Source organism: Amycolatopsis sp. 3B14, from assembly GCF_050958625.1.
GTDB classification, from domain to species: domain Bacteria; phylum Actinomycetota; class Actinomycetes; order Mycobacteriales; family Pseudonocardiaceae; genus Amycolatopsis_E; species Amycolatopsis_E thermoflava.
Window position 1 is genome coordinate 1 of the sequence record NZ_JBHZEN010000016.1, and the last position, 25,183, is coordinate 25,183.

Annotated in this window: 23 protein-coding genes; 12 read left to right on the top strand and 11 right to left on the bottom strand. The window is 72.6% G+C overall.

Annotation, left to right across the window (positions count from 1 at the left end):
* Positions 1-20 precede the first annotated feature (20 nt).
* The 3 genes from ACCP09_RS08540 to ACCP09_RS08550 are packed head-to-tail and all read right to left on the bottom strand — an operon-like array spanning position 21 to position 3,571.
* Positions 21-2,399, bottom strand: coding sequence for a GH92 family glycosyl hydrolase (locus tag ACCP09_RS08540; RefSeq protein ID WP_433744720.1), 2,379 nt, complete (start codon positions 2,397-2,399; stop codon positions 21-23).
* Between the two features lie 49 nt (positions 2,400-2,448).
* Positions 2,449-3,300: an AraC family transcriptional regulator gene (locus tag ACCP09_RS08545; RefSeq protein ID WP_378335141.1), complete on the bottom strand. Its 852-nt coding sequence runs from the start codon at positions 3,298-3,300 to the stop codon at positions 2,449-2,451.
* Between the two features lie 43 nt (positions 3,301-3,343).
* The gene (locus tag ACCP09_RS08550) at positions 3,344-3,571 is read right to left on the bottom strand and encodes a hypothetical protein (RefSeq protein ID WP_378335142.1); all 228 of its coding nucleotides are present in this window, start codon (positions 3,569-3,571) and stop codon (positions 3,344-3,346) included.
* A gap of 86 nt (positions 3,572-3,657) precedes the next feature.
* On the opposite strand from ACCP09_RS08550, the gene ACCP09_RS08555 reads away from it, so the two are divergent.
* The 8 genes from ACCP09_RS08555 (at position 3,658) to ACCP09_RS08590 (ending at position 12,804) form a co-directional block, all read left to right on the top strand.
* Positions 3,658-4,608 (top strand): GlxA family transcriptional regulator, encoded by a 951-nt coding sequence (locus ACCP09_RS08555; protein ID WP_027932091.1) that lies wholly within the window; start codon positions 3,658-3,660, stop codon positions 4,606-4,608.
* Between the two features lie 15 nt (positions 4,609-4,623).
* The gene (locus tag ACCP09_RS08560) at positions 4,624-5,820 is read left to right on the top strand and encodes a cysteine desulfurase-like protein (protein WP_433744725.1); all 1,197 of its coding nucleotides are present in this window, start codon (positions 4,624-4,626) and stop codon (positions 5,818-5,820) included.
* Between the two features lie 113 nt (positions 5,821-5,933).
* Positions 5,934-7,259, top strand: a complete 1,326-nt coding sequence (locus tag ACCP09_RS08565; protein WP_027932093.1) for a purine-cytosine permease family protein — start codon at positions 5,934-5,936, stop codon at positions 7,257-7,259.
* A gap of 210 nt (positions 7,260-7,469) precedes the next feature.
* Positions 7,470-9,020 carry a hydantoinase/oxoprolinase N-terminal domain-containing protein gene (locus ACCP09_RS08570; protein WP_433744728.1) on the top strand — a complete coding sequence of 517 codons (1,551 nt, stop codon included), beginning with the start codon at positions 7,470-7,472 and terminating at the stop codon, positions 9,018-9,020.
* A complete protein-coding gene (locus ACCP09_RS08575) occupies positions 9,017-10,093 on the top strand; it encodes a DUF917 domain-containing protein (protein WP_433744731.1) in 1,077 nt (358 codons plus the stop codon). Before ACCP09_RS08570 ends, ACCP09_RS08575 begins: the two co-directional genes overlap by 4 nt.
* A complete protein-coding gene (locus tag ACCP09_RS08580; protein ID WP_433744734.1) occupies positions 10,090-11,184 on the top strand; it encodes a DUF917 domain-containing protein in 1,095 nt (364 codons plus the stop codon). The genes ACCP09_RS08575 and ACCP09_RS08580 overlap by 4 nt, the downstream gene beginning before the upstream one ends.
* Entirely contained in the window at positions 11,181-11,891 is a 711-nt protein-coding gene (locus tag ACCP09_RS08585) for an SDR family oxidoreductase (protein ID WP_027932097.1), read from the top strand. Before ACCP09_RS08580 ends, ACCP09_RS08585 begins: the two co-directional genes overlap by 4 nt.
* Positions 11,892-11,940: 49 nt before the next feature.
* A complete protein-coding gene (locus ACCP09_RS08590) occupies positions 11,941-12,804 on the top strand; it encodes a trypsin-like serine protease (RefSeq protein WP_378335147.1) in 864 nt (287 codons plus the stop codon).
* On the opposite strand, the gene ACCP09_RS08595 is transcribed toward ACCP09_RS08590, so the two are convergent.
* On the bottom strand, positions 12,788-13,567 hold the full coding sequence (locus tag ACCP09_RS08595; protein WP_209440874.1) for a putative hydro-lyase: 780 nt from the start codon (positions 13,565-13,567) through the stop codon (positions 12,788-12,790). The genes ACCP09_RS08590 and ACCP09_RS08595 overlap by 17 nt on opposite strands.
* 55 nt (positions 13,568-13,622) lie before the next feature.
* Here ACCP09_RS08595 and ACCP09_RS08600 point away from each other — a divergent pair, with 55 nt between their 5' ends.
* On the top strand, positions 13,623-14,684 hold the full coding sequence (locus tag ACCP09_RS08600) for a DUF917 domain-containing protein (RefSeq protein ID WP_433744738.1): 1,062 nt from the start codon (positions 13,623-13,625) through the stop codon (positions 14,682-14,684).
* Complete coding sequence (locus ACCP09_RS08605; RefSeq protein WP_027932101.1) at positions 14,681-16,174, top strand: helix-turn-helix domain-containing protein; 1,494 nt, start codon at positions 14,681-14,683, stop codon at positions 16,172-16,174. The genes ACCP09_RS08600 and ACCP09_RS08605 overlap by 4 nt, the downstream gene beginning before the upstream one ends.
* Before the next feature lie 13 nt (positions 16,175-16,187).
* Here ACCP09_RS08605 and ACCP09_RS08610 read toward each other — a convergent pair whose 3' ends face one another.
* Positions 16,188-16,592, bottom strand: a complete 405-nt coding sequence (locus tag ACCP09_RS08610; protein WP_027932102.1) for a MarR family winged helix-turn-helix transcriptional regulator — start codon at positions 16,590-16,592, stop codon at positions 16,188-16,190.
* Positions 16,589-18,022 (bottom strand): MFS transporter, encoded by a 1,434-nt coding sequence (locus ACCP09_RS08615; RefSeq protein ID WP_123683676.1) that lies wholly within the window; start codon positions 18,020-18,022, stop codon positions 16,589-16,591. Before ACCP09_RS08615 ends, ACCP09_RS08610 begins: the two co-directional genes overlap by 4 nt.
* Positions 18,023-18,171: 149 nt before the next feature.
* Between ACCP09_RS08615 and ACCP09_RS08620 the strand changes: the two genes are divergently transcribed.
* On the top strand, positions 18,172-19,896 hold the full coding sequence (locus ACCP09_RS08620; protein WP_027932104.1) for an IlvD/Edd family dehydratase: 1,725 nt from the start codon (positions 18,172-18,174) through the stop codon (positions 19,894-19,896).
* On the opposite strand, the gene ACCP09_RS08625 is transcribed toward ACCP09_RS08620, so the two are convergent.
* Positions 19,893-20,783, bottom strand: coding sequence for a LysR family transcriptional regulator (locus ACCP09_RS08625; RefSeq protein WP_433744742.1), 891 nt, complete (start codon positions 20,781-20,783; stop codon positions 19,893-19,895). The genes ACCP09_RS08620 and ACCP09_RS08625 overlap by 4 nt on opposite strands.
* Before the next feature lie 61 nt (positions 20,784-20,844).
* Between ACCP09_RS08625 and ACCP09_RS08630 the strand changes: the two genes are divergently transcribed.
* Positions 20,845-21,180, top strand: a complete 336-nt coding sequence (locus ACCP09_RS08630) for a DoxX family protein (protein WP_433744745.1) — start codon at positions 20,845-20,847, stop codon at positions 21,178-21,180.
* Here the strand turns inward: ACCP09_RS08630 and ACCP09_RS08635 are convergent.
* From ACCP09_RS08635 to ACCP09_RS08650, 4 genes are read right to left on the bottom strand one after another with little or no spacing between them, the layout of a single operon-like run.
* Positions 21,170-22,123 (bottom strand): TIGR03557 family F420-dependent LLM class oxidoreductase, encoded by a 954-nt coding sequence (locus ACCP09_RS08635; RefSeq protein WP_027932107.1) that lies wholly within the window; start codon positions 22,121-22,123, stop codon positions 21,170-21,172. The two genes, ACCP09_RS08630 and ACCP09_RS08635, sit on opposite strands and share 11 nt — an antisense overlap.
* Positions 22,124-22,145: 22 nt before the next feature.
* Positions 22,146-22,466 (bottom strand): STAS domain-containing protein, encoded by a 321-nt coding sequence (locus tag ACCP09_RS08640; protein ID WP_027932108.1) that lies wholly within the window; start codon positions 22,464-22,466, stop codon positions 22,146-22,148.
* Entirely contained in the window at positions 22,463-24,067 is a 1,605-nt protein-coding gene (locus ACCP09_RS08645) for an ATP-binding SpoIIE family protein phosphatase (RefSeq protein ID WP_378335152.1), read from the bottom strand. Before ACCP09_RS08645 ends, ACCP09_RS08640 begins: the two co-directional genes overlap by 4 nt.
* A gap of 57 nt (positions 24,068-24,124) precedes the next feature.
* Entirely contained in the window at positions 24,125-24,874 is a 750-nt protein-coding gene (locus ACCP09_RS08650) for an alpha/beta hydrolase (RefSeq protein WP_433744751.1), read from the bottom strand.
* Between the last annotated feature and the right edge of the window lie 309 nt (positions 24,875-25,183).

The window sequence follows — 25,183 nt, forward strand, 5'->3', positions numbered from 1 at the left end:
CGTTGCCGGGTGGCGGTTTGTTAGTGGTGGTCCACTGGGAGGTCCTTGCCCCACGTGGTGTTCGGTGTGGCGCCGACTGTCACTGTGATCGAGCCGCCTCCGTTGATCACAGACTCGGGCAACCATGACCTGTCGGTCGCCTTGCCGTTCACCAATACCGACTGCACGTAGATGTTCGTCGCCGAAGCTTCTGGGGCGCTCACCGTGATCGTCGGGCCGTCGTCGCGCTTGATCCAGGCCTTTGCGAACATCGGGCTGGACAACAGCATCTCCGCGCGGCTCGGCGTCTGCGGGTACATGCCCAGCGCGGCGAACACATACCACGCTGACATGGTGCCCAGGTCATCGTTGCCGGGCAGGCCGCTCGGGCCCGTCCGGTACACCAAAGAGGCCATCGCGCGGACCGTCTCCTGCGTCTTCCACGGCTGACCCAACCCGTTGTACAGCCACGGCGTGTGGATGCCGGGCTCGTTCGTCGGGTCGTAGCGGAAACCGTCGCCGCCCGTGGCCCATGAACCGTCGGGGCGGTGGAAGAACCCGACGAGCCGTGCCGCCGCCACCGACGGGCCGCCCATCGCCGCCGCCAGGCCGGACACGTCGTGCTGCACCATCCACGTGTACGTCGCGCTGGTGCCCTGCGCGAAGCCCACATCCGAAGTCGCCGAGAACGGGCCCACCCAGTTGCCGTTCGCTAGCCGGGCCTGCTGGTAACCGCCCTCGGGGGTGGCCGCCGGGTTGAACGTGTTGCGCCACCAGCTCGCCCGCGGCATCAGCTCGCGGTACTCGGCGCCGCGCCCCAGCCGCGACGCCCAGTCCGCCAACGCGAAATCAGCGGTCGCGTCCTCCAGCGTCTCCGCCGCGCCGCCCCAGCAGTGACAGGTGTCCTGCGGCGCGTAACCGAGCCGCTCGTACTCCGCCAGGTTCGGCCGCTGCCCCTCGCACTGCCCGGGGCAACCCGCGTCCGACAAGCCGGACGGGTGCGGCACCGTCGCCTGGCGCACCAGCGAGTCGAACGCGCCACGCACGTCGAAGTTCCGCACACCCATCGCGTAGAACCCGGCGAGCGTCGGCGCGGACGGGTCGCCGGTCATGACGTGCGTCGGGCCGTTGACGTGCACCCACCGGTCCCACACGCCGCCGTTCTGCTGCGCCAGGTTGTACAGCGACTGCGCGAAATCCCCCGCCACCCCGGGCTCCAGCAGCGCGAGCAGCTGCGTGTGCGCCCGGTACTGGTCCCAGCCGGAGAAGTTGCCGTACTGCGCCCGCTGCCCGCGCGCGAGCCGGTGCACCGCGAAGTCGCTGCCCAGGTAGGTGCCGTCGACGTCGCTGGCGATGTTCGGCTGCAGGAACGAGTGGTAGAGCGCGGTGTAGAACGTGGTGCGCTGGTCCTCGGTGCCGCCTGCGATCTCGATCGACCGCAGCTGCTTCGACCACGCCTCCCGCGCGTCCGCGGCCACCGACTCGACGTCGTCCTTCGGCTTGACCTCGGCGGACAGGTTCTTCCGCGCCGCGTCGAGGCTCGTGTAGGAGATGCCGACCTTCATCGTCACGTCGGTGTCCGCGAAGCTGACGTACCCGCCCGATCCGCGGCCCGCGCGGTCGGCGCCGGTCGCGTAGCCCTCGCCGCCGCCCGCGGTCGTCGTGCCGGGCCGCAGCTGGTCGTTCACCCACGTGCCGGTGCCGGAGAACGCCTTGTCGAACGACGCCACGAAGTACAGGCGGTAGTAGCTCTTGCGGTTGTTGATCCCGCCGTTGGCGCGGCGGCCGCAGAACGCGCCGGTCAGCACGGAACCGGTGACGGTGCGGGTGGCCGGGTCGATGGTGATCTCGGCGTCCTCGCTGCCGTTGAGCGAGTTGGACACCCGGAACAGCAGGTTCGCGGTCTTGCCCGCGGGGAAGGTGAACTCGCCGACACCGGCCCGGGTGGTGACGGCCAGGTCGGCGGTGGCGCCCGAGTCGAGACCGACGCGGTAGTGCCCGGGTTCGGCGAGTTCGTCGTCGTGGCTGAAGTTGCTCGCGTAGATCTCGTCCCGCGTGTCGGCGGTCGGCGAGGACGTCACGTCCCCGGCGAACGGCATGATCGGCACGTCACCGGCGGCGCCGGGGTGGCAGCCGGCGCCGTTGACGTGGGTCAGGGCGAAACCCCGCACACGCGGGGTGTTGTAGGCGTAACCGTTGGCGCCTGCGGCGTTCGTCTGGTCGCCTGCCGTGGTGGTCGGGCTCCACGAGATCATCCCGAAGGGCCGCACCGCCCCGGGATAGGTGTTGCCGCCGCCCGCGGAACCGATGAGCGGGTCGACGTAGCGGGCGGGATCGGTGACCTTGGCGGGCGCCGCGTCAGCGGGCGGCGCGACGAGGAGGGAGCCGGCCATCGCGGCGGCCAGGAGGGTGCGGATCACACGAGGATCTCACCCGGCGGTGCTGTCCAGGACGTGAACGATCTTCGTACTAGGGGTGATCCCTTCGGTACGCGGCGGGTGTGGTGCCCAGCCGGCCGCGCATCACCCTGGTCAGGTGCTCCTGGTGGGAGAACCCGCACCGCACGGCGACTTCCGGGATCGGCAGCGTGCTGCCGCGCAACAGCCGGCACGCGTGCTCGACGCGCAGGCGCATCAGGTACCGGTGCGGGGTTTCGCCGGTCGCGGCCTTGAACCGGCGGGTGAACTGGCTGACGCTCAGCGCCGCGACGGCCGCGAGTTCGGCGAGCGGCAGCGGTTCCGCGAGCCGCTGCTCCATGAGCTCGCGCACGGCGGCAAGCTGGGTCCGGGACAGCGCGGCCGACTCCGGTTCCACGGCCGTCCCGTAGCGGTGCGCGAGGTGCGCGGCCAGTAGCCCGGCGAGGTGGTCGACGTAGGTCCGGGCCGTCGGCGTCCACTGCCGCAGCACTCCGTCCAGGCCCAGCATCACCTGCTCGGCCAGCGGATCGGCGACCACGACCTCCTCACCGAGGCCGACCGGGCCACCGGCCGCCTCGTGCAGCACCGAGTCGGGCAGGTAGGCGTGCACGGTCCGCAGCTTCCCGCCGAGTTCCACGGTGAGATCGCGCCCGGCGGGGTGGAGGAACAGCCCGCCGGCGGGGATATGCGCCACCTGGTGCCGCCCGCGGCGCACGGTCACCGGGCCGTCGAGGTGCAGGATCACCAGGTGGGTGCCCGCCGCGTCGAAGCTCGCGCGGTAGGGCGCTTCGGCCTGCGTCGAGACGTAGAGCCGGTCCCACCCGAGGCCCGCGCTGGAGCGGGCCGGGTGGATCCACGGCTGGCGCAGGATGCCGTTGGTGTCGGCCAGGCTCAGCTCGGGCACGCGTCCTCCTCGGCGTCGAGGTCGTGCCCAGTCTAGGTCGCCGTCAGGCGCGGGAAAGGTGGTGACGAGTCCGCGGAGCCGGGACGGTCCGGATCTCCGGGTGCGCGGCCTCCAGCCGGCGGGCGGCCACCTCGCCCCGGATCCGGAGCGCGTCGCGGTCTTCGATGTCGAAACTGCCGAACATCCGCGACGGCGCCTGACGGCGGTGGTTGCGGTTCAGGCCCCACACGATCAGGGCGATGAGCAGGAGGAACATCAGCAATTCGGTCATGGCAGAAATTATTCGCTCCGCCAGAAGCTGCCAGAAGTGGCAGAACGGTCCTTGTCCGGCAAAATTCTGCCAGCTACTCTGACGGGATGCTCCGCACTGTGGCCGCCGTGCTGGTCGATCGCGCCGCCGTCTTCGAGTTCGGCGTCGTCTGCGAGGTCTTCGGCATCGACCGGACCGAGGACGGGGTGCCGCCCATCGAGTTCCGCGTGTGCGGCGAACGGCCGGGCGAACCCATCCGGGCGGGCGTCGGCGTGCAGTTCATTCCCGAACACGGCCTCGACGGGCTCGACGGCGCCGACCTCGTCGCGATCCCGGCGGCCGCCGTCCGCGACGACTACCCGCCCGCGGTGCTGGACGCCATCCGGCGGGCCCACGCGAACGGCGCCACCCTCCTGACCGTCTGCAGCGGCGCGTTCCTGCTCGGCGCCACCGGCCTGCTCAACGGCCGCCCGTGCACCACGCACTGGAAGCACATCGAGGACTTCAAGCAGCGGTTCCCCGAGGCGATCCTCGATCCGGACGTGCTGTTCGTCGACGACGGCGACATCATCACCAGCGCGGGCACCGCGGCCGGGATCGACGCGAGCCTGCACCTCGTCCGCCGCGAGCTGGGTTCGGCGGTGGCCACCGCGATCGCGCGCCGCATGGTCGTGCCCCCGCAGCGCGACGGCGGTCAGCGGCAGTTCGTCGAGCTGCCGATGCCGGAGTCCACTGCGGACAGTCTGGAACCGGTGCTGACGTGGATGGTCGAGAACCTCGCCGAGGAGCACACGGTGCCGGCGCTGGCGCGGCGCGCCCAGATGTCGGAGCGGACCTTCGCCCGCCGGTTCGCCGCGGAAACCGGGACCACGCCGGTGAAGTGGCTGACCACGCAACGCGTCCTGCACGCCCGCACCCTGCTGGAGACCACGCGGCTGAGCATCGAGGAGATCGCCCGCGAGTGCGGGTTCAGCACGGGAGCCCTGCTCCGGCACCACTTCCACCGCGTGATCGGGGTGTCCCCGCACGACTACCGGCGCACGTTCGCCGGTTCGTGAGGCATGCTGGGCCGCGTGGCCTATGACGTAACCGCAGTACGCAAGCACTTCCCCGCGCTCGACGAGGGCGCGGCGCACTTCGACGGCCCCGGCGGCTCGCAGGTGCCGGACGTGGTCGGCGAGGCCGTCGCCAGGACGCTGTGCGCCGCGATCGCCAACCGCGGCTCGGTCACCGCGGCCGAGCGTCGCGCCGACGCCATCGTCGCCGAGGCGCGCCAGGCCGCCGCGGACCTGCTCGGCGCCCAGCCCGGCGGCGTCGTGTTCGGGCGCAGCATGACCCAGCTGACCTACGACTTCTCCCGCGCGCTGGCGAAGACCTGGCAGCCCGGCGACGAGGTCGTGGTGACCCGCCTCGACCACGACGCGAACATCCGCCCGTGGGTGCAGGCGGCGGAGGCGCGCGGGGTCGCGGTGCGGTGGGTGGACTTCGACCCGGCGACCGGTGAGCTGCCGGTCGGGGCCGTGACCGGGTTGCTGTCGGACCGCACCCGCCTGGTCGCGGTGACCGCGGCGTCCAACCTGCTCGGCACGCGCCCGGACATCCCGGCGATCGCCGCGGCGGTGCACGAAACCCCAGCGCTGCTCTACGTGGACGGTGTGCACCTCACGCCGCACGCGCCGGTCGACGTCACGGCACTCGGCGCGGACTTCTACGGCTGCTCGCCGTACAAGTTCCTCGGCCCGCACCTCGGTCTGGTCGCGGCCGCACCCGAGCTGCTGGAGACCCTGCACCCGGACAAGCTGGCGCCATCGACGAACGCCGTGCCGGAGCGGTTCGAGCTGGGCACGCTGCCGTACGAACTGCTCGCCGGCACCACCGCGGCGATCGACTTCCTCGCGGACCTGGTGCCCGGCGACGGCACCCGGCGGCAGCGGCTGCTGCGGTCACTGACCGAGCTGGAGGAGCACGAGCAGACCCTGCTCGACCGGCTCGACGCGGGCCTCGCGGACATCCCCGGCGTGACCCGGTACGGCTCCCCCACCCGGCGCCGCACGCCCACCGTCCTGTTCTCCGTCGAAGGCGTGCCGTCGCAGGTGGTCTACGAGCGGCTCGGCGCGCAGGGCGTGAACGCGCCCGCGGGCAGCTTCTACGCGCTGGAATGCTCCCGCCACCTGGGGCTGGGCGACACCGGAGCGGTCCGGGCCGGCATCGCCCCCTACACGACGGCCGCCGAGGTCGACCGGCTGCTCGACGGGGTCCGGAGCCTCTGACCGGGCGAGGTGCACAGGCGCGGCGGCGAGCCTGTGCACCTCGCACAGTGACCGGGGCGTTGGCGCTGTTTACGGTGCTGGGAACCGTTTCCTCTCCGGATAAGGAGGTCGGCATGGCCTCGTCAGTCGGTGTCGACGACTACGCCCTCACCAGAGTCCCGGACAGCGCCCGCTACTCGTGGTGGTCCGTCGCGATCCAACGGTTCGGCCAGGTGTCCGCGCTGTCGCAGTTCCTGCTCGGCGCGACCGTCGGTTTCGGGATGGGCTTCTGGCAGGCGTTCCTCGCGTTCACCCTGGGCTCGGTCATCCTCGAGCTCATCACGATCCTCGTCGGCGTGATCGGCATGCGGGAAGGCCTGTCGACGTCGATGATCGCCCGCTGGACCGGCTTCGGCCGCGGCGGGTCGGCGTTGATCGGGCTCGCGATCGGGATCAGCCTCATCGGCTGGTTCGGCATCCAGTCCGCGGTGTCGGCGCAGGGCCTCGTCTCGCTCATCGGCGGCCTGCCGGAATGGGCGTGGGCGCTGGTGTTCGGCCTGGTCGTGACCGCGATCGTGGTGCGCGGCTTCCACTCGATGGCGTGGACGGCGTACCTGACCGTGCCCGCGTTCCTGATCCTGGTCGGCTGGTCGATCATCTCCGAGCTGTCCAGCCACGACGTCGGCGCGCTGGTGTCGTCGGCGCCGCCAGGTCCGCAGCTCAGCCTGCTGGAGGGCACGACACTCGTCGCGGGCGGGTTCATCGTCGGCGCGGTGATCACGCCGGACATGACGCGGTTCAACCGCACCACCGGGGACGTGGTCAAGCAGACCCTGGTCGGCATCACGCTCGGCGAGTACGTGATCGGCATGGCCGGTGTGCTCCTGGCGCACGCGGTGAAGTCGGCCGAGATCACGACCATCGTCACGTCGTCGGTCGGCTGGGTCGGCCTGCTGATCGTGATCGCCGGGACCATCAAGATCAACGACTGGAACCTGTACTCGTCCGGGCTCGGCGTCGTGAACTTCATCGGCACCGTGTCCGGCCGCAAGGCCCACCGCGGCCTGATCACCGCCGTGCTCGGCATCGTCGGCAGCGTCCTCGCGGCGGCCGGGATCCTCGGGGCGTTCAGCGACTTCCTCACCGTGCTCGGCGTCGCGTTCCCGCCGATCGCCGGGATCATGGTGGCCGAGTACTTCGTGGTCAAGAAGTGGCGCGGCGAGCTGGAAACCGCGCGCGCCAAGGGAACCGTGCCCGAGGACGCCCCGGTGTGGGTGCCTGCCACCATCGTGGTCTGGGTCGTCTCCGCGCTGATCGGCAAGTTCGTCGAGTGGGGCCTGCCCAGCATCAACTCACTCGTCGTGGCCTTCGTGCTCTACGTGGTGGCGGGCAAGCTCGGCCTGGTGCGCGGCATCGGCCGCAGCCGCACCGCCGACGCCGACCCCGTTCCCGCCGTCTAAGGAGGAAATCCCTGGTGATCGGCTTGCATGGCGGTGCGGGTAGCGGAACCTCAGACGCCCCCTCGCTGTGGGATCGCCTCCTCATGAACGCCAGTTCACCACGTCGGCGCTGTCCTCGCGAGGGGACGCCTGAGAACCCGCCGCGGTGCGAGCTGACTGCCCCACCGCAAGCGGCTGGCGCCGCTTAGAACCACCGAAAGGAATTTCCCAGTGCGCATCGGCATCGACGTCGGCGGCACCAACACCGACGCGGTCCTGCTGGACGGGCGGCAGGTGCTCGCCTCGATCAAGACCAGCACCACCGAGGACGTCACCTCCGGCATCGTCGCCGCGATCAACGGCCTGCAGCAGCAGCGCGCGTTCGACCCGGCCGCGGTGCAGGCGGTGATGATCGGCACCACGCACTTCATCAACGCCCTCGTCGAGGCGCACCGGCTCGCGCCGACCGCCGCGGTGCGGCTCAGCCTGCCCGCCGGCGCGTCGCTGCCGCCGATGGTGGACTGGCCGCAGCGGCTGGTCGACGCGGTGTCCGGGCGCAGCTACCTGGTGCACGGCGGGCACGAGTTCGACGGCCGCCACATCGCCGAGCTCGACGAGTCCGAGCTGCGCAAGGCGGCCGAGGACATGGGCGCCCACGGGGTGCGCAGTGTCGCGATCACGTCGGTCTTCTCCCCCGTGAACGCCGAGTTCGAGGCCCGCGCGGCGGAGATCATCGCCGCCCAGCTGCCGGACGTGGCGATCTCGCTGTCCCACGAGATCGGCCGCATCGGGCTGCTGGAGCGGGAGAACGCGACCGTCATCAACGCCGCGCTGCGGGAGCTGGCCGCGCACATCGTGGACGGCCTCGCGGCGTCGGTGTCCGGCGCCGGCATCACCGCGCCGCTGTACCTGAGCCAGAACGACGGCACGCTGATGGACGTCGACTTCGCCCGCCGCTACCCGGTGGCGACGTTCGCGTCCGGCCCGACCAACTCGATGCGCGGCGCCGCCGTGCTGTCCGGTTTGGACACCTGCGCTGTGGTCGACGTCGGCGGCACCACCAGCGACGTCGGCGTGCTGCGGCAGGGCTTCCCGCGCGAGGCGACCACAGACGTGAGCGTCGCCGGGATCCGCACCAACTTCCGCATGCCGGACGTGCTGTCCATCGGCATCGGTGGCGGCAGCCGGGTCCGCGGCGGCGCGAGTGACGTCACGGTGGGGCCGGACTCGGTGGGCTACGAGCTGATCTCGAAGGCCCTGGTCTTCGGCGGCGACACGCTCACCGCGACCGACATCGCGGTGGCCGCGGGCCGCGCCGAGATCGGCGACCCGAGCCTGGTCGCCCACCTCGACCGCGACCTGGTGCGGGCCGCGCTGGAGAAGATCGCGGCGGACGTCTCCGACGTCGTCGAGCGGATGCGCACCTCGGCCGAGCCGCTGCCGGTGGTCGCGGTCGGCGGCGGTTCGGTGCTGCTGCCGGACGAGCTGGCCGACGCGGGCAAGGTGCACCGGCCGGAGAACTACGCGGTCGCCAACGCGATCGGCGCGGCCATCGCGCAGATCGGCGGCGAGGTCGACCGGGTGTACGCGATCGAGCCGGGCCGCCGCGAAGCCGTCGTGGAGGAGGCGAAGCAGGAGGCCGTGGACCGCGCGATCGCCGCCGGGGCCAGCCCGGCCTCGGTCGGGATCGTCGACTTCGACGAGGTGCCCATCCCCTACCTGCCCGGCAACGCCACCCGCATCCGCGTCAAGGCCGTCGGCGACCTGCAGCTGGGAGCGTGACGATGCGCGAGATCACGATCGACCACCTCGACGACATCGCCCGCGGCGCCGCGATCCTCGGCACCGGCGGCGGTGGCGACCCCTACATCGGGCGCCTGCTGGCGTCCTCCGCCGTCCGCGACCACGGCCCGGTCGAGCTGGTGCCGCTGGACGAGGTCGGCGACGACGCCGTGGTCCTGCCCGTCGCGATGATGGGCGCGCCCACGGTGATGGTCGAGAAACTGCCCTCGGCCGAGCAGGTCGGGCTGGCCGCCCGCACCCTGGCCACCTACCTGGGCAAGGAGCTGACCCACATCGCGTGCGCCGAGGCCGGCGGGGTCAACTCGCTGATCCCGGTGGTCGCGGCGGCGCAGCTGGGTCTGCCGCTGGTGGACGCCGACGGCATGGGCCGGGCGTTCCCCGAGCTGCAGATGGTGTTGCCCACGCTGTACGGCATCCGCGCGACGCCGATGTCCATCGCCGACGAGAAGGGCAACCGGGGCGTGCTGGACACCGTGGACAACCACTGGGCGGAGCGGCTGGCGCGGTCGGCGACGATCGACATGGGCTGCTCGGCGATGATCAGCAACTACGCGATGTCCGGCGCGCAGGCCCGCGAATCGCTGGTGCCCGGCACGCTCAGCCTGTGTGCCGAGCTGGGCTCCGCGGTGCGGCAGGCACGGGCCGCGCACGCCGATCCCGTCGCCCGCGTGGTCGAGCGGCTGGGCGGCCGGAAGCTGTTCAGCGGCAAGGTCGTCGACGTCGCCCGGCGCACCGTCACCGGCTTCGCCCGCGGCGAGGCGAAGCTGTCCGGAATGGACGGTGACGCGGGCAGCGAGATGGTGCTGAAGTTCCAGAACGAGCACCTGGTCGCCGAGCGGGACGGGGTCGCGCAGGCGTCCGTGCCGGATCTGATCTGCTGCCTCGACCGCGAATCGGGTGAAGCGGTGACCACTGAGGGCCTGCGGTACGGCCAGCGCGTCACGGTGATCGCGGCGCCCGCGGACCCGCGGTGGCACACGCCGGAGGGCATCGAGCTGGCCGGGCCGCGTTACTTCGGCTACGACATCGACCCGGTCGGGGTGCCCGCGTGAGCTGGACACTGACCGAGGAGCACCTGGAAGACCTCGCGCGGGGCGCGGCCGTGCTCGGCACCGGGGGCGGCGGTGACCCGTACGTGGGCAGGCTGCTGGTGCGGCAGGCCATCCGCGAGCACGGGCCGATCACGGTCCTCGACCCGTCCGAGGTCGGCGACCACGACCTGGTCGTGCCGACCGCGCAGATGGGCGCGCCGACCGTCGTGCACGAGAAGCTGCCCAGCGGCGCGGAACCCGTCCTGGCGCTGCGCACGCTGGAGAAGCACCTGGGCAAGCGGGCGAGCGCGACGATGCCGATCGAGTGCGGCGGCATCAACTCGATGATCCCGCTGGTCGTCGGCGCGCGGCTGGGCCTGCCGGTGGTCGACGCGGACGGGATGGGCCGCGCGTTCCCCGAGCTGCAGATGGAGACCTTCGGCGTCTACGGCGTGCCCGGTTCGCCGATGGCGATCGGCGGCGAGCGCGGCGAGACGACGGTGATCGACACCGGCTCGGACAACCGGCGGATGGAGTGGCTGGCGCGCGGCGTCACGATCCGGCTCGGCGGGGTCGCGCACATCGCCGAGTACGCGATGAGCGGCGCGGAGGTCAAGCGCACCGCGGTGCCGCGCACGTTGTCGCTGGCGCTGACGGTGGGCCGGACGATCCGCGAGGCGCGGGAGAACAACCTGGACCCGATCGCGGCGTTGTCGGAGGCGTTGCGCGAGACGCTGTACCGGAACCTGCGGGTGCTGTTCCGCGGCAAGGTGTCCGATGTGGAGCGCCGCACCGAGGCGGGGTTCGCGCGCGGGCGGGCGCAGGCGGTGTCGTTCGACGGCGAGCACAAGCTGGAGCTGCTGTTCCAGAACGAGAACCTGCTGGCACTGGTCGACGGCGAGGTCCGGTGCCTGGTGCCGGACCTGATCTGCGTGCTGGAGTCCGAGTCGGCCGAGCCGATCACGACCGAGACGCTGCGCTACGGCCAGCGGGTCGTGGTGATCGGCATCTCGACGCCGGACCTGATGCGCACACCGGAGGCACTGGCCACGTTCGGGCCGTCCGCGTTCGGGTTGTCCTACGAGTTCACGCCGGTGGAGGAGTTGGTATGAGCCTGGCGGATCGGGTCGTGGTGATCATCGGCGGCGGTTCGGGCATCGGGTTCGAGGTGGCCCGGCGGGCGGCCGACGCGGGAGCGCAGGTGTTCCTGGGCGGCCGTACCGCGGCCACACTGGAGGCCGCGGCGGCGAAGATCGGCGCGCAGTGGCACGTCGTGGACAACACGGACTCCGACTCGCTGGCCGAGTTCTTCGGCGCCGTGCCGCGGGTGGACCACCTGTTCACGCCCGGGGCGTCGTACCGGACCGGGCCGATGCGCGAGTTGTCCGACGAGGACGCGGCGAGCCCGTTCGTGACGAAGTTCTGGGGCCAGTACCACGCGGTCAAGCACGCGGCGCCGAAGCTGTCGCGCGACGGTTCGGTGGTGCTGATGTCCGGCGCGGCGAGCGTCCGCCCGCCCGGGCCCGCGCCCGCCTACGTCGCGTGCAACGCCGCGATCGAGGGGCTCGGCCGCGGGCTGGCGGTGGAGCTGGCGCCGGTGCGGGTCAACGTCGTCGCGCCCGGCACGATCGACGGGAACCTGTGGTCCCAGCGGCCGGCGGACGTCCGCGAGGCGAGCTTCGCGCAGTACCGCTCGGACACGGTGCTGCACCGCGTCGGCACCGAGTCCGAAGTGGCCGACGCGGTGCTCTACCTGTTCGGCGCCACCTTCACGACGGGCTCGACGCTCTACCCGGACGGCGGCTACGCGTTCCGGTAGGGCCGTTGGTCGGGTGTTTTTCAGCCGTCCGTGAGGTTGACTCTCCCGGATGAGAGCAGCACTCGCATCGGCCGCCGCCGTCGCCGCGATCCTGGCGACGGCGGCCCCGGCCTCGGCCATCAACTCCTACAACGCGACCCCGGCGCCTGAGCGCACCGAGGTCGGCGCGCTCGTCGCGACCTGGGACAACGACGCGAACCCAGCCACGCCGGACCGGGTGGACTGGGTGTGCTCGGGCACCATGGTCGACCGCGACACCTTCCTCACCGCGGCGCACTGCACCAGCGACTGGCCCGCCGGCGTGCGGTTCTACGTGTCGCTCGACCAGGACGTGCAGTCCGGCCTCGACGCCGCCGCCCAGCAGCACCCGGGCGATCCCGCCGCGGTGGCACGGGCGGTCGCGGTGGAAGGCGTGGCGCACTCCGACCCGTCCTACCCGGGCAACTCGGCGGACGCGCACGACATCGCGGTCATCCAGCTGCCCGCGCAGCAGGTCGCCGCACGGTGGTCGTTCACCCCGGCGCAGTTGCCCACCGCCGGGCAGCTGGACCAGCTCGGTCCGCGCGGCCTGAACGGCACGCCGTTCGTCGTCGCCGGCTACGGGACGCAGGAAGCGGTCAACGGCCCCGGCGGGCAGACCCACCCGGGCGGCGGCGTCCGGATGAAGGCGCCGGTCACCTTCGACGCGCTCAACAAGACGTGGGTGCGCCTGGCGATGACCGCGCCGCAGGGCAACGGCGGCGCCTGCTACGGCGACTCGGGCGGGCCGAACTTCGCCACGATCGGCGGCACCCGGACGCTGGTGTCCACGACGATCACCGGTGACGCGCCCTGCTACGCCACCAACGTGACCTACCGCCTGGACACCCCGTCCGCGCGCACGTTCCTGGCGCCGTTCACCGCGCTGCCGTAGGCACGCGGTACTCGCTGTCCCTGCGGTCGGTGATGAACATGTGCCCAGGCGAGTGGGTGATCGCGAACGGCGGCTTCGACGCCATCAGCGCCGCCTGCGGGGTGACCCCGCACGCCCAGAACACCGGCACGTCACCGGGTTCCGCCTCGACCGGGTCACCGAAGTCGGGGCGGGCCAGGTCGGCGATCCCGAGCCCGGCGGGGTCGCCGACGTGCACCGGCGCGCCGTGCACCGCGGGCATCGCACCGCTGATCGCGATCGCCTCGTCGACCCGGCCCGCCGGGATCGGGCGCATCGACACGACCATCGGTCCGTGCAGCCGCCCGGCCGGCCGGCACTCGCGGTTCGTCACGTACATCGACACATTGCGGCCCTGCTCCAGGTGCCGCAGCGGGATCCCGGCCGCGAGCAGCCCGGTCTCGAACGTGAAGCTGCAGCCGATCGAAAACGCGACCAGGTTCTCCTGCCACAGGCCGCTGACGTCGTCGACCTCCTCGGCCAGCTCGCCGTGCCGCCACACGCGGTACCGCGGCAGGTCGCGGCTCAGGTCGGCGCCGGGGGCGAGCGTGGTCGCGGTGCTGCCCGGGTCGGTGACGTCGAGGACCGGACACGGCTGCGGGTTGCGCTGGCAGAACAGCAGCACGTCGTAGGCCCAGTCGCGTGGCACCGCGATCAGGTTGGTCTGCGTGAAACCGGTCGCCCACCCCGACGTCGGCGCCACGGTTCCGGCGCGGAACGCCGCCCGCGCCTGTTCCGGGGTCATGGTGGCTGGATCGTCTACCCTGGTCATACCTCCAGCTCAGCACATGAAGGCAAGCATGCGCATCACCGTGGCGGACGTGCCCGCGCTCGAACGGGGCGTCGCGCTGCTCGGGTCGGGCGGTGGCGGCGACACGATGACGGCCGCGGCGCTCCTGCGCCAGCACGTCACCCACGGGCGTGAACCCGACATCTCCGGCGCGCTGGATCCGTCCACCCTGGTGATGCCGGTCGGGATCGTCGGCGCGACCGCCGCCTTCACCGAGAAACTGCCCAGCGGCGCGGAGTTCGCGACCGCGGTGTCGGCGATCGAGCGCTGGACCGGCGCCCGGGCCGGCGCGCTGGTGTCGATCGAGATCGGCGGGCTCAACGGGCTGATGCCGCTGGTGGCCGCCGTCGAGCTGGGCCTGCCGTGCGCCGACGCCGACCTGTCCGGACGCGGCCTGCCGCGGCTGGACCAGCTCTCCATCGCCGCGACCGGCCGCGGGCTGGCGCCTGCCGCGCTCGCCGAGCCGGGCGGTCAGGTGCTGGTGCTGGCGGCCGGTTCGGACGAGTCGGTCGAGCGCGGCGCCCGCGCGTTCCTGGCCAGCTCCGGCGGCTGGGCGGCGATGGCGTTCGCCCCGGTGCCCGCGGGCGAACTGCCGCGGTGCGCGGTGATGGGCAGCGTCACCGGCGCGCTGGAACTGGGCAGGCGGGTGCTCGCGGCCGGGGAGGGCCCGGAGCCGGACCGGCTCGCCGAGGCCTCCGGCGGGCGGGTGCTCGCGATGGGCCGCGTGCTCGAGGTGTCCCGGCACCCCGGTCCCGGGGCGCACGGCCGCGCCGGGTTCGGCCGCGGCAGCGCGACGCTGACCGACCACCGCACCGGGGCGCTGCTCCGGCTGGAGATGGAGAACGAGTACCTGCTGGCGCTGCGGGACGGTCATCCGGTGGCGTCCACGCCGGACGTGCTGGCCGTGGTCGACCACCGCACCGGCGTTCCGGTGCCCTGCGACGGGATCCGCGCCGGGATCGAGGTCGACGTGCTGCAGCTCGCCGCGGCGCCGTTCTGGACCGATCCGCGACGGCTGCCGGTGCTGCAGCCACGCGCGTACGGCATCGACTCGGATCCGGTGCTCGCATGATCCTGCGCCGCCTGCTGGCCCTCCCGTCGTGGGCCGGCGTCCGCGTCGCCGCGGGCGAATCCGGGTTGGACCGTCCACTGGAGACGGTGCGGGCCACCCTCGACGCCGGGGACAGCCCCGGCCCGGGCGAGCTGCTGGTGCTGGCCCGGGAACTGCGCGGCACGGACTGGCAGATCGACGCCCTGCTGCGGCGCGGGGCGGACAGCGGCGCGGCGGGCCTGCTCCTTCCGCAGGTCGAACCGCTGACCGCGACCAGGCTGCTGGCCGACCGGCTCGCGATGCCGCTGCTGGTGACGGCGGCCCGGCCGCTGGACCTGCTCGTCGACGCCCGCCTGATGCTCGCCGCGCCGGAACTCGACCGCGCGAACCTCGTGCTGGCGACGCACCGGGCGCTCGGCGAACGGCTGCGCTCGCCGGAGGAGGTGGTCACCGCGCTGCGCGGGTTGCTGCGGTCGCCGGTCGCGTTGCTGGACGACCGGGGTGAGCCGGTGGCCGGGGAACTGGCGTCGGCGGGGCGGATCCGGGTCGGCGAGCCGGTGCCACAGCGGGTGGACCTCGACGACGGCGTGCTGCTGGCGCACCCCGCGCTGCTGGCCGGGCCGGTGCTGTGGGTGGCGGCCGAGCTGACCGGCGCGGAGGCGGCGCGGGCGGACGTGGTGCCGCCGGCGCTGGCAGTCGCGGCCGGCGCGGTGCAGCGGTGGCTGCTGGCGAACCGGCTGGAGCTGGAACGGGACGCCCGGTCGCGCACCGCGCTGCTCGGCGACCTGCTGCGGCTGGACGCCGAGCCGGGCGCGGACCTGCGTCGGCGGGCGGCCGACGCCGGGTGGCGGCTGGGCGGCTGGCACGTCGGGCTGCGCATCGGCGTCGCGTCCAGTGTGGACACCGTGGCGCGGACGACCGAGGTGGTGCGCGCGCTGCGGGCCGAGCAGATCGCCGCGGTGGTCGTCGAGCACGGCGACGGCTGGACCGGGTGGGTGACCTTCGACCAGGAGCCGACGGCCGAGCGCGTCCGCACGCTGGCCGCCGGGCTGCGGGCGGCGCACAAGGCGCTGCGGCGGACGCTCGGCGCGCACCTCGGGGTCGGCCGCCCGCACCCGCGCCCGGACGGCCTCGCCGCGACGATCGCCGAGGCCACCGACGCCGCGCGCCTGGCCGCGACCCGGCCGGAGTCGGGACACTTCCTGCACGTCGACCAGCTGGGGATGGCGCAGCTGCTGCTGGAGTGGACGCGGACGGACACCTTCGAACCGGCGGCCCGCGCGCTGGTCGCCCCGCTGCGCAACGCGCCCGGTGACCTGGTGCGCACGCTGGCCGTGTACCTGGACGCCGAGTCCTCGATCGCCGAGACAGCGGCGGTGCTCGGCGTGCACCGCAACACGGTCACCGCGCGCGTCGCCCGGATCGAGCAGCTGCTGGGCGTGGACCTGTCCCGCCCGGACGACCGGCTGGCCCTGCACCTCGCCTCCCGGGCCATCACCCTGGCCGACTGAGCGTGGCGCCGGATCAGGCGGTGGTGAGCTTCGTCAGCAGGCGGTCCAGCTGGGCCAGCTCGTCGGCGTCGAGCGCGGCCAGCGACGCCGGCGGCTCCTTGAGGATCCGCTCCGCCGTGGCCGCCGCCTCCGCGCCCGCGGGCGTCACCGCCACCAGCTTGCGCCGCCGGTCCGCCGGGTGCACCGTCCGCGACACCAGTCCGCGCTGCTCCAGGTCGTCCACCACCAGCGTCACGTACGGGCGGTCGGTGTTCAGCCGCTCCGCCAGGTCCGCGAGGGTGAGCGGCCCGGACGCCAGCCGGCGCAACGCCTTGATCTTGATGAAGCTCAAGCCGAGCGCCTCGGTGACCGCCTTGCGCCGGTCGTGCCTGCCCAGCACGTCCTGCATCCGCTCCCACACCCGCTCCGCGGCGGTCACGTCCGCGCCCCGACCGGCTCGTCGAACAGCACCGTCGCCCGCCGGGCCGTCGCCATCGCCCACGGAGACGTCGTCAGCACGCCCAGGGCCATCACCACCACGCCGCATCCGGCCATGATCCACCACGCGATGTGGCTCGCCGCGGGAAAGCCCGTCGTGAACGCGCCGGTGATGTGCGTCGTGACCACCGCGCCGAGCACCGCGACCCCGAGTGACGCCCCGACCTGCCTGCTCGTCGACGCCACCGCCGCGGCCACCCCGGCCTGGGCGCGCGGCATGCCGGACACCGCGGTGTTGGTGATCGGCGGGTTGAGCATCCCGAACCCGGCGCCGAACACGACGTAGGCGACCACCAGCCACCCGATCCCGGTGTCCGCGCCCAGCCGGGTCAGCAGCACCCCGCTCACCGCGAGCCCCAATCCCCCGGTCACCAGCGGGATCCGCGAGCCGCGCGCGGCGACGAGCCGGCCGGACAGCGGCGCGAGCGCGAAGATCGCCAGCGCGCTGGGCAGCGTCAGCAATCCGGCGTGCAGTGGCGTGAACCCGCGGACGCTCTGCAGGTACAGCGCGTTGAGGAACAGGAACCCGCTCAGCCCGGCGAACCCGCACACCGCGATCACCGTCGCCCCGGAGAACGGCGCGCTCGCGAAGAACCGGGGGTCCAGCAACGGTTCCGCCCGCCGCCGCTCGTAGACGACGAGCCCGGCCGCCGCGGCGGCCGCCACCGCGAAGCACGCCACGGTCAACCCGGACAGCCAGCCGTGGTGCGGCGCCTCGATGATCCCGTACGTCAGGCTCGCCAACGCCACCACGACCAGCAGCTGCCCGACCGGGTCGAGCCGCCGCGCGCGTGGTGCCTTCGACTCCGGCACGAACAACGCGGTCAGCACGAGCGCGGCGACCCCGACCGGGATGTTGATCCAGAAGATCGACCGCCACCCGACGGCGTCCACCAGCAGGCCGCCGACCACCGGCCCCAGCGCCATGCTCAGCCCGACGACCGCGCCCCAGATCCCGATGGCGCGCGCTCGTTCGCGCGCGTCGGTGAAGGTGTTGGTGATGATCGACATGGCGACGGGGTTCAGCATGCTGCCGCCGACCGCCTGCACCATCCGGAAGGCGATGAGCAGCCCGATGTTCGGCGCGACGCTGCACAGCAGGGAGCCGAGCGTGAACAGCACCAGCCCGGTCTGGAACGTGCGCCGCCGCCCGATCCGGTCGGCGGTCGAGCCGGACAGCATCAGCAGGCTGGCCAGCACGAGCGTGTAGGCGTCGATCGTCCACTGCAGACTCGACACGCCGGCGGAGAAGTCGCGCTCGATCGACGGCAGCGCGAGGTTGACGATCGTGGTGTCCATCGAGACGACGAAGAGGCTCAGGCAGCAGATCGCCAGCACCAGGAGCCGACGCCGCTGGGACAGTTCCGGCACGCGCACCCCAAACGTTGTATTTCTATAACAGTTGAGACTGTACAACTTTCTGGCCAGCGGAAGCACTGTGATCTCCAACGCCCCTGGACTTGAATCATCGAATGATTTAACGTTCGGAGCGCACGTACTCGACGGAGAGGAACAGGCTCGTGACGGGGCAGAGGCGCAGCGCGGCGTGGTTCGGGGCGACCGGCCGCGCGGGGATGATCTACCGGTCCTGGATGCGCAACCAGGGCTTCGGGGCCGAGGTGTTCGACGGCAGGCCGGTCATCGGCATCGCGACCAGCGCGTCGGAACTCGCGCCGTGCAACGCGCACCTGACCCGCGTGGCGGAGGCGGTCAAGCGCGGGGTGTGGCAGGCGGGCGGGTTCCCGCTGGAGTTCCCGACGATGGCCACCGGCGAGACGCTGATGCGCCCGACCGCGATGCTCTACCGCAACCTGATGGCGATGGAGGTCGAGGAGCTGATCCGCGCCAACCCGCTCGACGGCGTGGTGCTGCTCTCCGGCTGCGACAAGACGACCCCGGCGATGCTGATGGCCGCCGCGAGCGTCGACCTGCCCGCCGTGATGGTCACCGGCGGCCCGATGCTCAACGGCAAGTACCGCGGCGCGGACGTCGGCTCCGGCACGCACGTGTGGAAGTTCGAGGAGGAGCTCAAGGCCGGGCGCATGACCCAGGAGGAGTGCTTCTTCGCCGAGGGCTGCATGGCGCGGTCGAACGGGCACTGCATGACGATGGGCACCGCGTCGACGATGGCGTGCATGGCCGAGGCGCTGGGCATGCAGCTGCCGGGATCGGCGACCTGGCCCGCGGTCGACGCGCGCCGGTTCGAGATCGGGCAGGCCGCCGGGCAGCGGATCGTGGAGATGGTCGAGGAGGACCTGCGCCCGTCGCACATCCTCACCCGCGAGGCGTTCGAGAACGCGATCCGGGTCAACGCCGCGATCGGCGGGTCGACGAACGCGATCGTCCACCTGCTCGCGATCGCCGGACGCGCCGAGGTGGACCTCACGCTCGACGACTTCGACACGCTCATCCGCGAGGTCCCGACGCTGGTGAACCTGATGCCGTCGGGCAAGTACCTGATGGAGGACTTCTGCTACGCGGGCGGACTGCCGGTGGTGATGCGGCAGCTCGCCGAAGCGGGGCTGCTGCACACCGGCAGTGTGTCGGTGACCGGCAAGCCGGTCGGCGAGAACGTGGCCGGGGCGGAGAACTTCAACACCGACGTGATCACCACCGTCGAGGAGCCGTTCCAGCCCGCCGGCAACGGCACCGCGGTGCTGCGCGGCAACCTGTGCCCGGGTGGCGCGGTGATCAAGCAGTCGGCCGCGTCCCCGCACCTGCTCAAGCACCAGGGGCGGGCGCTGGTGTTCGACACGGTCGAGGACTACCACGCCGTCGCCGACGACCCGGACCTCGACGTGGACGAGACGAGCATCCTGGTGATCCGCGGCGCCGGGCCGAAGGGCTACCCGGGCATGCCGGAGGTCTCGAACGTCGCGCTGCCTGCCAAGCTGCTGAAGGCGGGCGTGACGGACATGATCCGGATCTGCGACGGGCGGATGAGCGGCACCGGGTACGGCACGGTCGTGCTGCACGTGACGCCGGAGTCCGCGGTGGGCGGGCCGCTCGCGCTGGTGCGCACCGGTGATCTGATCACGCTGGACGTGGCGGCGCGGACGCTGAACGTCGAGGTCTCCGACGAGGAGCTGGCCGCGCGGCGGGCGTCCTGGCAGGCGCCGGAGTCGCCGTACACCAGCGGGTACACGTGGCTCTACACGGAGCACGTGCTGCAGGCCGACCAGGGCGCGGACTTCGACTTCCTGCGCGGGTCCCGGGGCCACTCGGTCCCGCGCGACTCGCACTAGGTGTACTCGGCCTGGGTGGTGTCGAGGCAGCAGGCGACGAAGTCGGCGACGACCGGGTTGTCGTCGTCGGCCGGGTGCCAGGCGATGCCGACCCGGGTGGGGCTGAGGCCGCGCACCGGGCGGTAGACAATGCCGGGCCGGGCGTAGAAGCGGGTGGCCGATTCGGGGGCGAGCGCGATGCCGTAGCCGTTGGCGATCGCGCTCAGCCACTCGTCCGGCTGGTCGGTCACCGCGCCGATGCGCGGCTCGCCCTCGCGTTCGTCCGCGCCCAGCCAGTGGTCACGCCACCAGCCGGTCTCGGCCGGGGCGGCGACGTACGGCTCGTCCCACAGCTCGCGGAAGTCGATCTCGTCGCGGCAGGCGAGCGGGTGCGACGCGGGCAGCGCGACCCAGCGGGGTTCGCTGAACAGCTCCCGCACGCGGAGTTCGTCCTGGCCCGGGAACGGGAGGCGCAACAGCGCGACGTCGACGTCGGCCGCGGCCAGCCCGGCGGTCGGGTCCGACCAGGCGGCCTGCCGCATGTCGACCCGCCACCCCGGACGGCGGCGGCCGAACGCGGCGATGATGGCCGGCGTCGCCTCGTTGGCGGCGCTGGCCAGGAAGCCGACGCGCAGCACGCGGCTGCCCGCCGCGCGGGTCTCGCGGCACGCCCGGTCCCACCCGTCGAGCAGGGCCGGCACCCGGTCCGCCAGCACCCGGCCCGCGTCGGTGAGAGCCATCCCGCGGCGGGAGCGGGTGAACAACGTCGTGCCGAGCTGCGCTTCGAGCTGCTTGATCTGCTTGGTGAGCGCGGGCTGGGACACGAAGAGCCGCTCCGCCGCGCGCGTCAGGTGCCCCTCCTCGGCGACGGCGGCGAAGTAGCGGAGCAGGCGCGTGTCCACGTCCATGCCTTCAGGTTATGAGAGCAGGTATTGGACGCGCTGCTGCCGCCGCCCGAACCTGGTGGTCATGTACGTGACGGTGACTGTGCTGACGATCGTGTTGAACGCGGCGATCGCGGTCGCTGACTTCGCCAGGGCGCGGTTCGTGCTGGCGAACTCCGCGGCGATGGACGTGCCGGAATCTTGGCTACCCGCACTGGGCGCGCTCAAAGCCGCCGGCGCCGTGGGGCTGCTGATCGGGCTCCTGGGTGTGCGGTGGATCGGACTCGCCGCGGCGGTCGGGCTGGTGCTGTTCTTCACCGGGGCGCTCATCGCCCACGTGCGCGCCAGGGTCTTCGGCAACATCGCCGTGCCCGCACTGTTCCTCGCCCTCGCCGCGACGAGCCTCGCGCTCACCCCTTGAGCTGCGGCAGCACCTTCGACGACCAGGCGTCGAAGAACTTGTCCTGCTCCGGGCCGATCTGCGACACGTACACCTCGTCGAACCCGGCGTCGGCGAACTGGCGCACCGCCTGGGCGTGCGCGTCGGCGTCCGGGCCGCACGGGATCTGGCCCGCGACCTGCTCCTCGGTCACCACCGGCACGGCCTGTTCGAAATCCCGCGGCGTCGGCAGGATCCGGCCGAGGCTGCCGGGCAGCAGGTCGCTCGCCCACAGCCGGTGCGCGGTCTCCCGCGCCTCCTCCGCCGAATCGGCCCAGCACACCTTGAACCCGCCCTGGATCGGCCCCCGCCCGCCGGCTTCACGGTAGGAGTGGACCAGTTCGCCGTCGGGCATCACCGTGGCGAAGCCGTCCGCGATCTTCGCGATCCGGCGGGCGGTCTTCGGCCCGAACGCCGACACGTAGATCGGCACCGGCTGCTCCGGCAGCGTGTAGATGCGCGCCTGCTCGACCGTGTAGTGCTTGCCGTAGTGGGTGACCTGCTCGCCGGTGTGCAGCTTGCGGATCACCTCGACGGCCTCCTCCAGCATCTCCAGCCGCCGCGGGCCGGGCGGCCACGGGTCGCCGAAGATGTGCTCGTTGAGCGCCTCACCCGAGCCGACCCCGAGCACGAACCGGCCCTCGCACTGCACGGCCGCCGTCGCCGCGGCCTGCGCGATGATCGCGGGGTGGATCCGCACGGTCGGGCAGGTCACCGCCGTCGTGATCGGCAGCGAGACCGCCTGGGACAGCGCGCCGATCACCGACCACACGAACGGGCTGTTGCCTTGTTCACCGGTCCACGGGTGGAAGTGGTCGGAGATCCACAACCGCTCGAACCCGGCCTGTTCCGCCTTCTTCGCCTGCTCCACCAGCTCGCGAGGCCCGTGCTCCTCGCTGGACAGGAAGTATCCGACGCTCACCATGTGCCGGGACTACCCACGGGGGTCAACCCTCACGCACCGCGGCCAGCGGTTCGAACCCGGACATCTCCAGCACCCGCCGCACCGGCGACACGGGCGCGACGACCAGGTCCAGCTCCATCTGCAGCACCTTGAGCCGCCCGGCGAGGGTGAACAGCACACGCAGCCCCGAACTGTCCAAGTAGGTCACATCGGTGAGGTCGATCGAGACGCGCACGGCGTCGTTGCCGATCGCGGCGAAGATCTGGTCCTGCACCACGGACGCGTTCGCGAGGTCGATCTCGCCGCTGACCCGCAGCAGGACGTGACCGCCGTCGTTGTCGGCGTCGATGGTGGCCGTCGTCATTCCGCGGGCCCGATCGTTCGGCGGATCATGACTTCCGTCCCCTGGGGGCGGTGGTCGATGCGGACCTCGTCCCCGCAGCGGTGCATCAGCAGCGTTCCCCGGCCGCGGTTCTCGCCGCGCGGCGGGCGCCAGCGGCCCTCGTCGCACACGGTCGCGATCACGTCCTGCCCCCGCAGTTCCAGCCGCACCTTGATCACGCCGCCCGCGGGCCCGTAGGCGTGCTCCACGGCGTTCGAGGTCGCCTCGCCGACCGCGACCAGCAGGTCGGCCGTGGCGTCCGCGCTCGCGCCGACGACGGTCAGCCACCGCCGCATCGCGGACCGGACCTCCTTCAGCGACTCCGGCACCGCGGGCACGGTGAGCTCCAGCGGACCGACGTCCGCGCCGTTCTGGCGGCGCACGGTCAGCAGCGCCACGTCGTCGTCGGGGGTGTCCTCGCCGATCAGCTCGGCCATCACGTCGGCGCAGACGGTCTGGGCCTGGGCCGGGTGCACGACGGCGCAGAGGCGGTCGAGCCCGTCGTCGAGCGCGACGCCACGCCGCTCGACCAGGCCATCGGTGTAGAAGCAGACCACCGAGCCCGGCGGCATCTCCGCCACCGTGACGCGGCGGCGCACGTCCCGCAGCGCGCCGATCGGCGGGTCGACGGCGACGTCGAGCAGCCTGGCCCGCTCGCCCTCCCGGCCCTGCACCGGCACCAGGTGACCGGCCGAGGACACGTGCAGCCGCTCGAAGTTCGGCTCGATCAGCGCGTACAGCACGGTGGCCATCATGCCCGGCTCGAAGTGCTGCATCTTGCGATCGAGGTTGGCGAGCACTTCGGCGGGGTCGCCGCCCTCCATCGCGAAGGCCCGCAGCGCGCTGCGCATCCGGCCCATCACGATCGCCGCGGGCAGGCCGTGGCCGACGACGTCGCCGATCACCACGCCGAGCCAGCCGTTGGGCAGGAGGAACACGTCGTACCAGTCGCCGGCGATGGCGCCCTCGTCACCGGGCACGTACCGCGCGGCGAGTTCGATGCCGGGCACGACCGGCAGCTGGGTCGGCAGGAGGCTGCGCTGCAGCTCGGCCGCCGCCGCGCGCTCGGCCTTGGAGCGCTGGGCGTGGGCGGCGAGCGCTATCCGGTCGGCGGCCAGCTGGAGCAGCTCGACGTCCTCCGGCGTGAACTCCCGTTGCGAGAGCGACCCGACGTGCAGCACGCCGATGGCCTCGCCGCCGACCAGCAACGGGACGCCCAGCAGGGTCTGCAGGCCCTTCTCCCAGAGCAGCCGGTTGACCACCGTCGTCGAGTCGACCCGCTGCAGCTGCACCGGCTCGCGGCGAGCGACGACCTGACCGGCGAAGCCCTTGCCGACCGGGACGCGGACGCCCTGCGCCACCTCGGTCTCGATGCCGCGCGCCGCTACCGCGACCAGTTCACGACCGCCCGGTTCGAGCAGCAGCACGGCGGCGGTGTCGGAACGCAGGACCTGGCGGACGCGGTCCAGGAGCTCGGTGAGCAGATCCTCGGTGGCGAGGTGGGCGAGCGCGCTGTCGCTGACGAGACCGATGCGCTGGAGCTTGTGCTCAGCTTGCAGTCGCGCGCTGGCCGATGTGGACATGATGCGAGACTAGCCCCTGCCCAGGTCGGAGAAACCTGCGGTTTCCGAGGATTCGGGTCATTCCCGCCACGGTTCCGCCTGAGTCGCCGGGGCGAGCAGAGTCGACGATACCGCAGGCCAGGCGGTGCTGTCCGGGTCGATCAAGGCGAAATGCCCCGCGCCGCGGACGACGGTCAGGCGCGCACCGGGGTGCACGTCGCGGTAGGCGCGGGAGAGCTCGACGGGCACCACCTCGTCCGCGTCGCCGTGCACGAGGACGACGGGCCGGGCAGGCGACGGCAGCCGCGCCGGGTCGAGTCCGTCCGGCGGGACGTCGCCGAGGAACGCGCGGGCGGCGCCGTCGCCGAGGCCGAGCCGCGCGGCCAGGGCGAGGTCGGCGACCGGCGCCAGCGGGACGGTGGCGGTGAGGCCCGGTGGGGGCGCGGTGGCCGCGGCCAGCAGGGCGAGGTGGCCGCCCGCGGAATGCCCGGTCAGCACCACCCGGCCGTCGAACTGCCCGGCGAGTTTCACCGGCAGGTCGCGCAGCGCGGCGGCGACGTCGGCGGTGGCGAGGCTGGGCTCGCCGGGGACGCGGCGGTACTCGATCGAGAGGACGTTGACGCCCGTTCGCGCCAGGGCGGCCGCCATCGGCCGGGTGTGCCGCCGATCGAAGGCGGGCCGCCAGAAACCCCCGTGCACGACGACGATCAAGGGCGATTCCGGACGGCCCCGCCAGTGGTCGGCGACCTGGTCGGGCCCCGGGCCGTAGCGGAGCTGCCCGTCCGGCTCCGGCGCCGGGCGGGTGAGGACCGAACGATCTTCCGTCATGGGCCGGCCGCCTCCAGAAAATCACTCGTTCGGGTGGCCCGGGGCGCGCCCGCGCCGCAGGCCCGGTGGTGTGGGCCTGGTGTTGCCGGCCGGCCTTGCCGGCCCTGGTTGCCGGCCAGGGGTGGCCGGCCAGGTGTTGCAGGCCCGGAGTTTCGGGCTAGGTGTTGCAGGCCCGGAGTTTCGGGCCAGGCGTTGCAGGCCCGGGGTTGCGGGCCCCTGTTGCGGGACGGCCTTGCCGGCCCGCTATTGCCGCCCGTGTTGCACCCCCAGTTGTAGGGCCGGTGTTTGCGGGCCGGTGGTGCCGGCCCC